The sequence below is a fragment of the Pantoea sp. UBA5923 genome (genome assembly GCF_002431095.1).
GTDB classification, from domain to species: Bacteria; Pseudomonadota; Gammaproteobacteria; order Enterobacterales; family Enterobacteriaceae; genus Pantoea; species Pantoea piersonii.
Genome location: NZ_DJDN01000019.1, coordinates 68,283 through 69,605, shown reverse-complemented (window position 1 = coordinate 69,605; position 1,323 = coordinate 68,283). Strand labels below are relative to the sequence as shown.

Below are 1,323 nucleotides of genomic sequence, written 5' to 3'. Positions count from 1 at the left end.
AGTTTTCCGCGTCGCGGTCGCGGGTGTAACAACGTCATCGGCTTTCTCCTTTGTTGCCCTCTGTCAGACAAAGTAGCGGAAAAGCCGCGCGCGGAAAATCGCTATTTATCCTTCAGTCATTTGCGCTACAGTGCCGGGGTCATGCTGCGCCCTCTGGTGCATTGCGCAGCGCTTCATTAGGGTAAGGGAGTGAAGATGAAAAGCACATTTCGCAAGACGCTGATGGCGCTGGCGCTCGCAGGCATCGCGAGCCAGGCGCTGGCGGCACAGCTGCCGGCCAACGCGCAGCTGGCCGATCGGCAGGAGATTGTCCGCCATATCAAAGATGAACCCGCCTCGCTCGATCCGTTGAAAGCCGTTGGGCTGCCGGAAATTCAGGTGATCCGCGATCTGTTCGAGGGGCTGACGAATCAGGATGCGCAGGGCAATATCGTGCCGGGCGTAGCCGAAAGCTGGAGCAGCAGCGACAATAAAACCTGGATCTTTACGCTGCGCAGCAATGCAAAATGGTCGAACGGCGAGCCGGTGACGGCGCAGGATTTCGTCTACAGCTGGCAGCGCCTTGTCGAGCCCAAAAACAGTTCGCCCTTTGCCTGGTTTGCCGGACTGGCGGGCATCAGCAACGCGGGCGCGATAACCAAAGGCGAGATGCCGGCGAATCGACTCGGCGTCAGCGCCGTAGACGCCCAGCACCTGAAGGTGACGCTTGACCGCCCGGTGCCCTGGTTTCCCGCGCTTGCGGCTAACGTCGCGCTTTTCCCGGTACCTCAGCAGGTTATCAACCGCGAGGGTGACGGCTGGACCGCGCCGGGCAAGCTGGTGGGCAACGGCGCTTACCAGCTGGCGTCGCGCGTGGTGAATGAGAAGATTGTGCTGGCGCGTAACCCACACTACTGGGACGACGCGCATTCGGTCCTGACCAAAGTGACCTTTATTCCCATCAATGAAGAGTCCAGCGCCACTAAGCGCTATCGCGCGGGCGATATCGATATCACCGAATCCTTTCCGAAGAACATGTATGCCCAGCTGAAAAAAACGCTGCCGGGTGAGGTCTACACGCCTTACCAGCTCGGCACCTACTACTACGCCTTTAATACGCAAAAGGGCGCGACGGCGGATGCGCGGGTGCGTAAGGCGCTGTCGTGGAGCATCGATCGCCGCATTATCGCAGAAAAGGTGCTGGGCACCGGCGAGAAGCCCGCCTGGCGCTTTACCCCCGACGTGACGGCGGGCTTTAAGCCTGCGCAGTCCTATATTGAACAGCACAGCCAGCAGGAGCTTAACGCCCAGGCGAAAGCGCTGTTAACCGCCGCTGGCTACGGC

Annotated in this window: 1 protein-coding gene; it reads left to right on the top strand. The window is 60.2% G+C overall.

Going from position 1 to position 1,323, the window contains the following annotated elements; all coding sequences use genetic code 11:
* Positions 1-195: 195 nt before the first annotated feature.
* Positions 196-1,323: peptide ABC transporter substrate-binding protein (locus B3797_RS04600; RefSeq protein ID WP_311790512.1), on the top strand; the 1,128-nt coding region annotated here is incomplete at its 3' end.